This is a genomic window from Streptomyces sp. NPDC051907, from assembly GCF_040681075.1.
In the GTDB taxonomy this organism is placed as follows: domain Bacteria; phylum Actinomycetota; class Actinomycetes; order Streptomycetales; family Streptomycetaceae; genus Streptomyces.
This window is the reverse complement of the sequence record NZ_JBFAYB010000003.1, coordinates 81,614-94,005: the sequence shown is the minus strand read 5'-3', so window position 1 is coordinate 94,005 and position 12,392 is coordinate 81,614. Positions and strand designations below refer to the sequence as shown.

Annotated in this window: 7 protein-coding genes and 1 pseudogene; 4 read left to right on the top strand and 4 right to left on the bottom strand. The window is 67.3% G+C overall.

The annotated features are described in order from the left end of the window. Nucleotides 1–5: 5 nt before the first annotated feature. Nucleotides 6–872, bottom strand: a complete 867-nt coding sequence (locus AB0M39_RS02965; RefSeq protein WP_365359460.1) for a MaoC/PaaZ C-terminal domain-containing protein — start codon at nucleotides 870–872, stop codon at nucleotides 6–8. Between the two features lie 264 nt (nucleotides 873–1,136). On the opposite strand from AB0M39_RS02965, the gene AB0M39_RS02960 reads away from it, so the two are divergent. The 3 genes from AB0M39_RS02960 (at nucleotide 1,137) to AB0M39_RS02950 (ending at nucleotide 4,053) form a co-directional block, all read left to right on the top strand. Continuing rightward, nucleotides 1,137–2,075, top strand: a complete 939-nt coding sequence (locus AB0M39_RS02960; RefSeq protein WP_365359458.1) for an ABC transporter ATP-binding protein — start codon at nucleotides 1,137–1,139, stop codon at nucleotides 2,073–2,075. A gap of 80 nt (nucleotides 2,076–2,155) precedes the next feature. Continuing rightward, on the top strand, nucleotides 2,156–2,875 hold the full coding sequence (locus AB0M39_RS02955; RefSeq protein ID WP_365359763.1) for an ABC transporter permease: 720 nt from the start codon (nucleotides 2,156–2,158) through the stop codon (nucleotides 2,873–2,875). Beyond that, on the top strand, nucleotides 2,812–4,053 hold the full coding sequence (locus AB0M39_RS02950; protein WP_365359456.1) for a sensor histidine kinase: 1,242 nt from the start codon (nucleotides 2,812–2,814) through the stop codon (nucleotides 4,051–4,053). The genes AB0M39_RS02955 and AB0M39_RS02950 overlap by 64 nt, the downstream gene beginning before the upstream one ends. 6 nt (nucleotides 4,054–4,059) lie before the next feature. Here the strand turns inward: AB0M39_RS02950 and AB0M39_RS02945 are convergent, their stop codons facing one another. Continuing rightward, entirely contained in the window at nucleotides 4,060–4,611 is a 552-nt protein-coding gene (locus AB0M39_RS02945) for a hypothetical protein (RefSeq protein ID WP_365359453.1), read from the bottom strand. Between the two features lie 293 nt (nucleotides 4,612–4,904). Here AB0M39_RS02945 and AB0M39_RS02940 point away from each other — a divergent pair. Then, a pseudogene (locus tag AB0M39_RS02940) lies at nucleotides 4,905–5,114 on the top strand (site-specific integrase); the annotation flags it as partial. Nucleotides 5,115–5,308: 194 nt separating this feature from the next. On the opposite strand, the gene AB0M39_RS02935 reads toward AB0M39_RS02940, so the two are convergent. Together AB0M39_RS02935 and AB0M39_RS02930 are read right to left on the bottom strand one after the other, a co-directional pair. Further along, nucleotides 5,309–5,695: a hypothetical protein gene (locus AB0M39_RS02935; protein ID WP_365359450.1), complete on the bottom strand. Its 387-nt coding sequence runs from the start codon at nucleotides 5,693–5,695 to the stop codon at nucleotides 5,309–5,311. 6 nt (nucleotides 5,696–5,701) lie between these two features. Further along, the gene (locus AB0M39_RS02930) at nucleotides 5,702–12,328 is read right to left on the bottom strand and encodes a polymorphic toxin-type HINT domain-containing protein (protein ID WP_365359448.1); all 6,627 of its coding nucleotides are present in this window, start codon (nucleotides 12,326–12,328) and stop codon (nucleotides 5,702–5,704) included. Nucleotides 12,329–12,392: the final 64 nt, after the last annotated feature.

The following is a 12,392-nucleotide window of genomic DNA, read 5'->3' as shown; positions in this document are numbered from 1 at the left end:
TCCCTTCACGATGTTTCGACGAGGGTGACGAGGGTGTCGGCGAGCACCGGCGCGTCGTCCCTCTCGACGGCGGTGACCGACACCTGGACCTTGCTGACGTCCTGCTGCCACATCCGGATGCGCAGCGTCTCGCCGGGGAAGACCACGCCGGCGAAGCGTGTGGTGTACGAGCGGACCCTGGCCACGTCGCCGCCGAGCAGGGTGTCGACGACCGCCTTGAGCGTCATCCCGTACGAGCAGAGCCCGTGCAGGATCGGCCGGTCGAAGCCGGCGCGGGCGGCGAACTCGGGGTCGGCGTGCAGGGGGTTGAAGTCGCCGGAGAGCCGGTAGAGCAGCGCCTGGTCCTCGCGGACGGCCTTGTCGACGGTCTTGTCGGGTTCGCGGGCGGGGAGCTCCAGGCGCGCGGAGGGCCCGCGCTCGCCGCCGAAGCCGCCTTCGCCGCGTACGAAGATCTGGGCGTCGCTCGTCCACAGCGGTCCGTCCGCGTCGGCGGCCTCGGTGCGCAGGACGAGGACGGCGGCCTTGCCCTTGTCGTACACGGCCGCGACCTGGGAGGTCGAGGTCGCGCTGCCGCTGACCGGGATCGGCCGGTGCAGCACGACGGTCTGCCCTCCGTGCAGCACGGACGCGAGGTCGATGTCGAGCCCGGGCCCGGCGATCCCTCCGACGACGCCCTTGCCGCCGCCCGCGACGGTGGCGAAGCTCGGCAGCACGTGCAGCCTCGACTCGAGGGTGTAGCGCAGCTCGTCGGGGTCGGTGGCGGGGATGCCGGCGCCGATGCCGAGGTGGTAGAGCTGTACGTCCTTGGAGTCCCAGCTGATCTCGGCGCTGCGGGGTTCGGCGGCGAGAGCCTTGGCGGCATCAATGGGCATGGGGATGCTGCTCCTTGGGAAGTGAAAGACCCCGGCGCGGCCGTCCGCACCGTCGGCCGCACCGAGGTCGTACGGGACCGGCCCGCGCCCGTTCTAGAACGCGTTCTAGGGGCCGACGAGCACTATGTATAACGCAGGCCCTCACAGTTGTGAAGACTGCTGACACCATGTCAGATCGAGGTCGCCGCCCAGGACATTTGTCACTGCCGAGTCCGTACATCCGCATCTGCCGGGGGCCCTCCCCCGCTCCGTAGCGTGCTCCTCATGACGCAGACACCACACGGCGCGGAGACGGCGACGGAGACGGCAGCGGCGAGCTTCGCGGGCGCCGCCAAGAGCTTCGGCGCCGTACGAGCCGTCGACGGCGTCGACCTCGCCATAGCGCGCGGCGAGACCGTCGCCCTGCTCGGCCGCAACGGCGCGGGCAAGTCCACCGCCATCAGCCTGCTGCTCGGCCTGAACGACCCGGACGCGGGCGAGGTCCGCCTCTTCGGCGAGACCCCCGCGCGGGCCGTCGCCGCCGGCCGGGTCGGCGCGATGCTCCAGGACGGCCGCCCGATCCCCCGGGTGACCGTCCGCGAGCTGGTGTCGTTCGTGGCCCGCGCCTATCCGCGCCCGCTGCCCGTCGCCGAGGCGCTGGAGCTGGCCGGGCTCTCCGCCCTCGCCGACCGCCGCGCCGACCGGCTCTCCGGCGGCCAGATCCAGCGCGTCCGGTTCGCGGTCGCCCTGGCCGGCGACCCCGAGCTGATCGTCCTCGACGAGCCGACCGCGGCGCTGGACGTCGAGGCGCGGCAGGCCTTCTGGAAGTCGATGCGCGGCTATGCCTCGCGTGGCCGCACGGTCCTGTTCTCCACTCACTATCTGGAGGAGGCCGACGCGAACGCCGACCGGATCGTCGTCCTCGACCGCGGCCGGATCGCGGCCGACGGCAGCGGCGAGAGCGTCAAGCGCTCGGTCGGCGGCCATCTGGTGGCCTTCGACCTGGGCGGGCGGGGCACCGAGGGCCTGGACCGGCTCCCGGGAGTCGTGTCGGTCGAGATCCGCGGGGACCGGGCCCGGCTGCGCAGCGACGACGCGGACGCGACGGTGATCGCGCTCGCCGCGATGGACGCGATCCGGGGGCTGGAGGTCGCCCCGGCGTCGCTGGAGGAGGCGTTCCTCGCGCTGACGGGCGCGACCGGCGGACTGGAGTCGGCGCGATGACACAGCCGACGCCGGCCGAGACCCCCGCCGCCCCTTTCTCCCCCGCCTCCCTCTCCCCCTCCCCGTCTGGAGATCTCGCGATGACCGCCGCGTACGTGAAGCTGGAAGTCCGCCGCGCGCTGCGCGACACGGGATTCGTGGTCTTCGGCATCGGGATGCCGGTGCTGATGTACCTGCTCTTCACCAACCTCGGCGCGAACGCCTCCGAGTGGAAGACCGCCTCGATGGTCGGCATGGCGGCGTACGGAGCGCTGGGCGCGGCCCTCTCCACGGGGATGGGCGTCGCCGAGGACAAGAGCAGCGGCTGGCTGCGCCAGCTGCGGATCACTCCGATGAGCCCGCGCCAGGTGGTCGTGGGCCGGGCGGTCACCGGCTCGGTGGTGGTGCTGCCCGCGATCGTCGCGGTGCTGGCGGCGGGCGGCCTGGTCAACGGCGTCCGGCTGGACGTCTGGCAGTGGCCCGCCCTCGCGCTCCTGCTGTGGCTCGGCGCGCTCCCCTTCACCCTGCTCGGCCTCGGCAACGGCTACCGGCTCTCCGCCCAGACCACGGGCGTGGTGAACGTGGCCTGCAACCTGGGGCTGGCCGTCGTCGGCGGGCTCTGGTTCCCGGTGCAGCTGTTCCCCGGCTGGCTGCGCGCGCTGTCCGAGTACACCCCGGCGAACCGCTTCGCCGACCTCGGCTGGTCGGTCACGACTGGATCGGCGCCTGGACTGTTCACGGTGGCGGTGCTGACGGGATGGCTGCTTCTGTTCGGCTCGTACGCGATGATCTCGTACCGCCGTTCCGCGCGGACCGTGTGAGCGAAGGGAGAGCAGCGTTGAAGCTCAAGAAGCCCGGACGGCTCCCGGAGGAGATGGGCCCGCCCAACGGCTACAGCATGCTGCCGTGGCTGCTGATGGGCATGGGATCCTTCTCCAATCTGCTCCAGGGCGAGACCCCGAACCCCTGGATAGGCGGCATCGGCCTGCTGGCCTTCAACTCCCTCTACATAGGCGTGGTCTTCCGCGCCTTCGACAAGGACAAGCGGGAGGCGCCCGCCACACACCGGATGCTGATCGCGATGACCGCCGTGACCTGCGCGCTGGCGATCGTCTACGGGGGCAGCTGGCTGTTGTTCTTCCCCCTGCTGGGCCTTGCGGCCGGGTCGGTCCTGCGGGGCAGGCGCCTGGCCCAGGTGGTCTTCGCGCTGAGCGCGGCGGCGGGGACGATCGCGGGCGTACGGGACGGCTGGGGCGCGATCAACGTCGCGTACGGCACGTTCATCTCCGGCATGGTGACCGCGGCGATCCTGGCGCTCTCCGAGACGGTCCGCGAACTGCGCGCCACCCGCCAGGAATTGGCCCGCACGGCGGTGGAGAAGGAACGCCTGCGCTTCTCGCGCGATCTGCACGACCTGCTCGGCCACACGCTCTCGGTGATCGTGGTCAAGTCGGAGGCGGCCCGCCGCCTCGCCCCGCGCGACCTGGACGCGGCGCTCGCCCAGATCACCGACATCGAGTCGGTGGGCCGCCAGGCCCTGACGGAGATCCGCGAGGCGGTCACGGGCTACCGCGAGGCGAGCCTGGCCAACGAGCTGGACCGGGCGCGCTCGGCGCTGACGGCGGCGGGCATCGCCCCGGTGGTCCGCCAGTCGGGCCCCCCGCTGGAGCCGCAGACGGCGGCGCTGCTGGGCTGGGTGGTACGGGAGGCGGTGACCAACGCGGTACGCCACAGCGGGGCGTCGACGTGCGAGATCACCCTGGAGAGCACCCCGGAGAGGGCCCACCTGACGGTGACGGACGACGGCCACACTGCCCCGTCCCCTCTCCCCACCTCAGGCACGGGCTTGAAGGGCCTGACAGAACGCCTCTCCACGGCGGGCGGCTCCCTCCGCACGACCCGCACCCCGGACGGCGGCTTCCGGGTGAGCGCGGAACTGCCGGTGGACGGGGTGGAAGAGTCGGTTTCTGGAGAGACCGCTCTCCACACAGGAGGCTGAGAGCAGTCAGCCTTCCTTCCTGCTCAGGTAGTAGTAGTCCCGCGCATCAGGGTCAGAAGTAAGAAAGAAGAGAGCGAGCTTGTCGTCCCTGTCTCGGATGACACCAAGACTCCAGACCGCTTCTGCTGGAGGATCGGCCGTCCTGGCGACCGCTTCCGCACCGACTTCCGAAGTACCGGTAGAAGAGGGTTGTGATTTCCCCGGAGCTTCCGACGGCTTGACCCTGAGCTGCACGACCGAGCCGTTCCCTGCAGTGTTTCCGCCTCTGTATTCTCCAGGCCCATAGAGTTGCCACTTCCCCCGCGCGGTCATTCGCCACCCATCGTCGAAGCGAAACTCCTGACCGTCCAGGAGAGTTACTTCTACGACACCGTCTGCAAGGATCCTGACCGAGCTGCCACCCCACCCATGCCACTCCCCCATGACCTCGGACGCCTTCACGGTGGCCGGCGAAGGCGTCGGCTCACCTCGCCTGTCGATGGCACACGACGAGATCCCCACCACCAAGGCGACCGTGAGCAGCAGGGCGCTTAAAGCGCTTCCTCTATTGAGCTTCACTGAACCTCACCAAATAGACTCACCGAGGAGATTCGCCGCCTCGACACAATCTAACTGTGCCAGTGGCTCTCCTCGGTCAGGCCGGTGGGTGGCCAAGGACAGCATCGACTGCCCGGAGACCGCGACGCACCACGGACGCCGCAAGACGTGGACCTCAAGGGCAGTACTGCGAGCGCCCGCCCGTCGCTCGACTGGAAGTTCAGCGCCTCGCCTTCAGCAGATTAACTGCCGGACCACGCGACCCCGCCAACCTCACTGCGCTTGCACGCGACACTCGTCTGCCACCATGCTCCTTGGAAGAGGGCGTCGAACTCGTCGTGATCAAGGAACTCCTCGGCCACGCCCACATCGGTGTCACCGCCACCGTCTACGCCCACGTCCGACTGCGACGCCAACGCCAAGCCATCGATACCCTCGGCACATCACTGACTGGCCCGGCGACCACCAAGACCGTCAGTACCGATGGCGACGAACTACCGCGCTGCACCGTCCCCGTCCACTGACGTTGCCGTCAATCACTGCCGTCACACGTCCCTGAGGCCCCACCAGATCAAATCTGACGAGGCCTCATGTTCACTATCGGAACTTCAAGGAAGTCGACTTTCCGTTACGCCCCCCCCAAAAATCCGAGTGGTTCGAAATGCAGTAGATCCCCTATTTAGGAACCCAGGCCAAGCATTCACCATCAGATCTGGATTCAGTCCGAATTGCCCATCTCTTGAAGCGCCCCAAAGATCGCCCACCCCACAGCCTGCACGTTTTCACTGTAGAAGCCGTATCTATTGTGAAATGCTTCTTCCGACGAGCGATTCAGGAAGGCGAACGCCAAGGAGCCACACAATACCCGAAGATCGGGGTGGCTTAGCGTCACATCAATGCTTCCTCTCGACCGAAAGTCTACTTCTCGACCCCTCAGTTCGAGGAGCCCCTCCGAGGCTTCTCCGGCCACGACGGCAACTACTTTTGAAGAGTGGCTGCCGCCATAGAGATCGACAAGAACCCTTCTGACCAGCTCAAACTGAGCCGGAGTGAGCGTGATGACGTAGCCATCACCCGAACTCCTGAGGCCAACTCTTCGATACACGTGACCTCACCTTACTGAATTGAAGATGCTGTTGAACTCGTCCTGCGATTGATGGTAGGCGTGAACCATGTAGGAGTTTTGGACAATCGTCACACCTCTACCGCTGGAGTCCTTTCTGGTCTCATCCCGCCTGGCTGTTGTTCCTGACTTCCTCCGGTCGACATGCGTCATACCCAAATCGCGCTGACCGGTCAGATAGTTAGCCAAGCCATCTACATTGCCGCCGATTCCATTGATGGTGTGATCAGCCGCATCGCTGGCCGAGTTGCAACTCGGGCACATGCGCTGGATGTTGTAGTCAACTCCATCGGCAATATCGTTCCCGTAGGTGTCCTGAATTCTTGCATGCGCTGCGTCGTCGAGCCCTCCGCAGTTGTGAACGAGAACCGGAGTCTGACCCGCCAGCACATAATACGTGTGGATGTCGCTGACGGTCAGGTCGTGAGTGCGCTGCTGCTTCTTGAAGTGCCGCGTGGCCGCTACCTCGACCGTGCGCTTGCTGCTGGTCAGCAGCTTGGTACCGGGCTGGATGTCGCCAGCGTTGATCCACTTCTTCTGGTCGACCGACCAGAAGGGGTGGGTGTCGGTGGCGATGATGGCCGCTTGTTTGCCGCCGCTCTCCACCGTGAGTTCCGTGAAGTCCTTGTCATCCTCGGTGAGGATGGTGTCGATGACTTCCTTGGACTTCGCCTCTCCGGTATCAGGATCTGTGGCGACTACCTTGTCGCCTTCCTTGATGTCCTCGATGTCCTTGGCGCTGCCATCGGCTAGGAGAACCTTGGTGCCAGGCAGGAAGCTGTGACAGTCCGACGACTTCTTGGCCCTCTTGGCACCTCCCTTGACGAACTTGAAAATCTTGAGAGGTTTGAGGAACGGAATGTCTGTTGCTGCCTCTCCGCAGCCAGTCCAACTTCCCCCGAAGCATTCACCCGCAGGTTCGGGGTCGGGAAGGATCAGCGTGACGAGGACTGGTGCGATGTGCCTTGTGTAGAAATTGTCCGGAGTCTTTTTCGGGAGGAACCGCATGGAACTTTCCGGATGCTTCGGGATGCCCTTCGACTGTGCTCGCCAGGACGAAGTGACAACCTTGATCATCGAGCCGGCGTAGAAGTACTCGTTGCGATAGCTCCAGCCGCGATAGCTGTCGAGGAACCAGGCTCCTGAGTGCGGCGGTAGATCTCTTTGGTTGTTGGTCCACTCAGTGCCATGCACGGTTTGCTTTTTGAGGTCGTTGTAGTCCGCACCCCCCGCCGGCCCATCAGGACGCAATCCACTCGGATCCGAGAACGCCACAGGGTTGTTGTTCGCGTAGCTGTAGCCGTGAGTCTGCTGCGGGTCGGCCAGGTCCAGGATCGGGTCGACGCTGATGAAGCGGCCGATAGCCGGGTCGTATTCGCGAGCGCCGAGATGCGTGAGGCCGGTGTCAGTGTCCTTGGTGCCGCCGACGAAGCCCTTGTCGCCCGCCCAGCCCTCGGGCTGCGCTCCTCTGGGCGCCCCGAAGATCGTGGACTTGCGGCGCGTCACGGCCTGGGCGGCATCAGCAGTGATCTGCGTGGTGCTCGTGCCGTGGTGGTCGTTGAGCAGGAACGTCAGCTTGCCACCCGTCCGCATAGCGATCGTCTGACCGCCTGCGGAGTAGTAGCGAGTTCCCGTGACCGTCCCGGACTTGTCCAGGAGCAGTTCGTTGCCGCCGGGCAGGTAGAGGGTCGTGCCCGTCGAGTCTCGGCGGATGAGCCGCTCGCCTGCCGTGTCGTACAGATACTCGGTCGTGTCCGTGACCTTGGTGACCGACTTGAGACGGCCTTCGTCGTCCCATGCGAACTTCTGTGCGTCGGCGTTGCCGATCTTCCGGGTCTCGGTGTTGCCGGCCGAGTCATAGGCATAGCTCTCGGTGCGCGGCTCAGGGCCGGTCTGGGTGACCGAGGGAAGGTTGTGCTTGCCCTTCGCGGGGTCGGCATAGGTACGGACGGTGTCGGCGGCAGGGCCGGAGGACGTCTTGTGCTGGGTCTCGGTCTTGCGGTTGCCGACCGCGTCGTAGGTGTAGCTCGTCCAGTACGGGTCCTCCCCGCCGATCACCGAGTCCGACGGCGTCGACGCGCACTGCTGGCCCGTGTCGGTCCAGGCCTCGGTGATCCGTCGCAGTCCGTCGAGGCTGAAGCACTGGGTGTCGGTGATGCGGGTCGCGTCCTGGCCGTAGGCCGTGGCGATCCGGGTGATATTGCCCGCGGGGTCGTAGGTGTAGCCGGTGTCCTCGACGCGCTGCGGCCCGACCTCCCGGTCGGTGTAGGCCCGCGTCAGATTGTTGGTGTGGTCGTCGTACTCACGAGCCACGGACAGGGTCTGGGCGAACTGGCCGAACTTCTGGATGGCGGGGCGGCCGTAGTGGTCGTAGGTGCTCGCGGAGAGCAGAGGGTCCGTGCCGGCGCCGACGGTGCTCAGCAGCCCGTGCACCGGGGTGTACGTGTTGCCGACCCGCTCCGCGGGCAGCCCGCCCATCGCGGGATGCTGCGTCCGCAGTACCTGGCCGGTGTTGGCGTTGTAGCCGGTGGTCCACTTGTACGTGCCCGCGAGCTTGCCCTCGCCGGCCGGGACGGTCACCTGAGAAGCCAGCGGCTGGTACAGGCTGTTGTACGCCGTGACCGCCGTCTCGTACGCCTTGCCGTCGACGTATCGCGTGGACTTGGACGGCTGTCCCTTGGCTACGGTGTCGTACTCCCACGTGGCGAGTGTGGTGTCCGCCTTCTTGAGCGCTGTCCGGCGGCCCAGTGCGTCGTAGTCGGTGTGAAGGGCGATCTTCCGGGCGTCGACGGTCTCGGTGACCCGGTCGCCGGCGTCGTAGACGGAGGTCGAGCTGCCCTTGTCGGGGTCGGTGCTCGTGACCTGGCGCCCACGGACGTCGTATCCGTAGGTCCACTTGGCGCCGGACGGGTCGGTCACCTCCTGCAAGCGGCCGTGCTTGTCGAACGCGTAGTGCGTCGTCTGCGCGTTCTTGCGGTCCGCATCGGTGTACTGCAGGAGTCTGACCGTGCGGCCACGCGCATCGGTGACCGTGGTGGTGGCCGTCGCGCCCTTCGGCGGGACGACCGTGGTGGTGTCACCCGCGTAGGTCGTCGTGGTGCGCTTCGTCTCGTCGGTGAACTTCTTGGCGATGACGGCCGTCGGGCGGCCGGCGCCGTCGTAGAGCGTCTCGGAGTGCGCGGGGTACTTGGTCTCCTGCCCGGTGACGAGAACCGGTTCGGCCGCGCCGTCTGCGAAGTAGGTTCCCGAGGTGCGCGTGGCCAGCCCTCGGGTGTCGTAGAACGTCTCCGAGACGAGACGCCCAGCCCGGTCCGGCGACTGCTCCTGGCTCTGCCGGGGGCGGAGCAGTCCGTCGAAGAACGCGTAGGTGCTCTTGTACTCCGAGTCGTGGGTGAGGGTCTTGGTGGTGACGACGTTGACGTCGTCCCTGCGGATCGCATAGTCGAAGGCGAAGCTCGGCGCATCGGGGTACGTGGCAGCCGAGCGATTCGGCGTCCACGCCTTGGCGACCCGCCCCAGCGCGTCATAGGCGGTCGTGGTGACCTTGCCGTTCGCGTCGGTGATCGTGAGGGGCTGGCCCCGCAGCGGATCCAGCACCGTTGTCGTCGCATGCTTGAGCGGATTGGCCACGACGACCGTCGTCGGTACCTCGCCGATCGCGGGGGTGAATTCCGTGGTGCTGACCTTGCCGTACGCATCGGCTTCGGCGAGCTGGCGGCCGTACTGGTCGAAGCAGAGCTGGTTCTTCGGCAGCCCGCATGTGCTGGGCGTGGACGCGACGACGTCATAGCCGTCGCCCTTGCCGTTGACGCGATCGGTCTTGGTGACGTCGCCCTTGGCCGGCGCCGCGCCCAGCGCGAGTCCGTCGTAGTAGGTGCGCACGTCGTCGATCACGTCACCCGGGCGGCTGACCTGGGCGTCGCAGAGCGCGGCCACGGTCTCGGACCGGGAGGGCTTGTTCAACAGCCACTTGGCCTTGTTGCGTGCGTACGCGACGGTGGTGCACTGCTCGTCGCCGGTCTTGGCTGTGTCACCGTGCTCAGAGACGCTGGTGGCCATGCCGTACTCGTCGAAGTCCCGAACGGTCTTGGTCGTGCGGGTGCCGCCGGTGACGGTGGTACGCGTCTCTTCCGCTTCGGTGCCGGTGAGGTAGGCCTCGAGGTCGGGCAGGCCGGCTCGGGAGCGGCTGGCGGTCTTGGCCGAGCGCCACGGCGTATAGGAGGTGGCGGACACGAGAGCGCCGCCGTCTCCGTTGTACGTGGCGCTCTCCCGCTGGACACCGGCGAACTGCTCGCGGTCCGTGACGGAGACGCCTGCGGAATTCTTGACTCCAGCGCCGTCGATACCGCGGAAGTACCGTGCTTCGGTCAGGATCCGCGCGTCGCTCCCGGCGCCCTTGCGGGTCTGCACACGCTCGTAGCCGCGGGAGATCGAGTAGGCGCGGTCGGAGGCTTTGGCGAACTCGTCCGTGCTCTTGGACCACTCGGCGCCGCCGAGGTACTCGTACTCGGTGACGGTGTCAGGGGTCTCCTTGAGGTTGTCGCCCTCGCTGACCCGCTGGACTGCATAGGAGTTGAACCAGTCCTGCTTGGCGTTCTCTCCCTCGAATGCCCACTTCACCGGGTAGCAGCGCGTGGTGTTGGAGTCGTCGGTCGGCGGCAGGGAGCTCGCCGTGCAGTCAGGGTCCTTGTAGTCGACGGCGATGGTGCCACCGGTCTCGGTGGTGATCTGATACAGCCGCAGCCGTACGAAGGGAGCCAGCCCGTCACCGAGCTTGTCGACGCGGTTGGGCTTCTGCTGGCCGGCGAAGGTCACCGACGGCAGGCTGCTGCTTCCGCCGGCCTTGCCGGTGCGCGTGATGGACTCCAGCCACATCGGGGTGGAGATGCCGTCGCCGGAGGCGGGAAAGCCCTGCTTGAGGGTCCAGGAGTCGACGTCCTTGTGCGCGCCGCCGGTCAGGACCTTGGTGGTGATGGTCGTCAGGCGCTTACGGGACCAGAAGGTGGGCGAGTATCTGTCCTTGCACTCGACGCCCTCCTTGCAGTACTGGTCGAAGGGGACGTCGGGCCACTTCTTGGCGTTGGCCTCGTCGAACGTGCCGCAGTCGGCCAGGCACCTCTCGTCGACGCCGAAGTGGACCTGGCCCATGGCCTTGCCCGTGTAGAGACTGCCCTCACGCAGGCCGTAGTCGATGTGGTCGAGGTAGCCGTCACGGACGTAGCCGGTCGCGGTGGACTTGCCCGTGGTCTCGGAGACGTTGCGGCCGTAGTGGTTCTTGTCGGTCTTCCAGTAGTACGCCATCGCGTTGCCGCGTACGTCGACGACGTAGTCCAGCTGCCAGCGCCAGGCCTGCTCGCACCAGGCCGAGGCGAAGGAGGTGTTGTGGCACGGCTCGCCGGACTGGTTGCCGAAGACGGGGGCGGTCCAGGCGGAGTTGGTGACCGGGTCGTCGTCCGCGGAGCCGTTGTCGCTCCAGCCGGGGAGCTTGTTCAGCCCGAAGAAGTACTGGGTGCCGTCGGACGTGGTGACCTTCCAGTGCTCGCCCGAGCCGCCCTGGCCGCCCGAACCGGCCGTGCCCTTGTCCCCGTTGTCGGCGCCGGTGAGCTTCTCGACCTTCTCGCCGCCGTCCTGTGCCGGATGCCAGCCCTTCTCGCTGTCGTGAACGAGTTCCGTGGACTTGCCGCCGAGGTTGAGGACCGCGTTGTCGTTGTACCAGCAGAGGTCGCCGACCTTCGTCTTGTTGACGCCGTCTGCCTTGTCGTCGTTGCACGGCTTGTAGCGGCGCTCGATGTAGCCCGGCTCCCAGGACCAGCCGTCGCCGATCCACGAGGGCTGGTTGTTCGACGCCGCGGTACGGCCGTCGACGCTCTGAGAGTTGTAGGCGAGCCCGATGGTGGGCTGCAGGCCGCCGGGCACGGCGGGGACACCGATGGGGTACGACCAGTTGAACGCGCCGGTCGCGCCGCCAGAACTCCATGAACCTGACGGCTGCAGCGAGGTGGCCTTGTAGTTGCCGGTCGGACCGGCTGCCTCCGCTGTGGCGGCGAGCACCGTCGCGCCGGGCGCCGCCGCGCTGCGCTTGGCGGTCGCGGGGCTTCCCGCGATGCTCACGGCAGCGGAGAGTTTCGCGGCCTTGGTGTCGTTGTTCGTGGTGAGCGGCTTGCCTGTCCGGCAGGCGGGCTTGTCAGGGGTGGTCAGCGCGCACTCAGGAAGCTCCACCAGACGCAGCCGAGCAGCCCAGTCGCCGCCGAAGGCGCCGCGGAACGCGGAGTAGTCGACCTGGACCCGGACTTGACCGGTTCCGGCGCCGGAATCGGCCCGCCCGACCGAGAGGAGCAGCCCGTCGACGCCCGCCTTGTGGGCCGCGGCACGGTCGGCGACCGCGACCTTCACCTTGGTCGGAGCCTGTGCGGCGGCTTGCGGCTTCCCCGGCGCCGCAGCGATCGCGACGGGCAGCGAACCAGCCTTGCTCGGCGCCTTCTTGGCTGCCGAGTCGCGCAGGTCGACGGTGGTCGAGCCAGGAGCGGGCCAGGCGACCTTCGGAGCCTTCCAGGCATGGGCCGCTGCCGCGTCAGCCCGCTTGGTTCCGCCGAGAGCGGCTTCCTTCACTGGCACGACGGCCGGCTGCTTCATAGCAGGAGGCGCCGCTTTGGAACTCGCCTCCGCCACGACAACCGGT

Excerpts from the sequence above, each read along its gene's own strand:
- AB0M39_RS02965 (WP_365359460.1), bottom strand. The coding sequence starts at position 872 with ATGCCCATTGATGCCGCCAAGGCTCTCGCCGCCGAACCCCGCAGCGCC.
- AB0M39_RS02960 (WP_365359458.1), top strand. The coding sequence starts at position 1,137 with ATGACGCAGACACCACACGGCGCGGAGACGGCGACGGAGACGGCAGCG.
- AB0M39_RS02955 (WP_365359763.1), top strand. The coding sequence starts at position 2,156 with ATGACCGCCGCGTACGTGAAGCTGGAAGTCCGCCGCGCGCTGCGCGAC.
- AB0M39_RS02950 (WP_365359456.1), top strand. The coding sequence starts at position 2,812 with ATGGCTGCTTCTGTTCGGCTCGTACGCGATGATCTCGTACCGCCGTTC.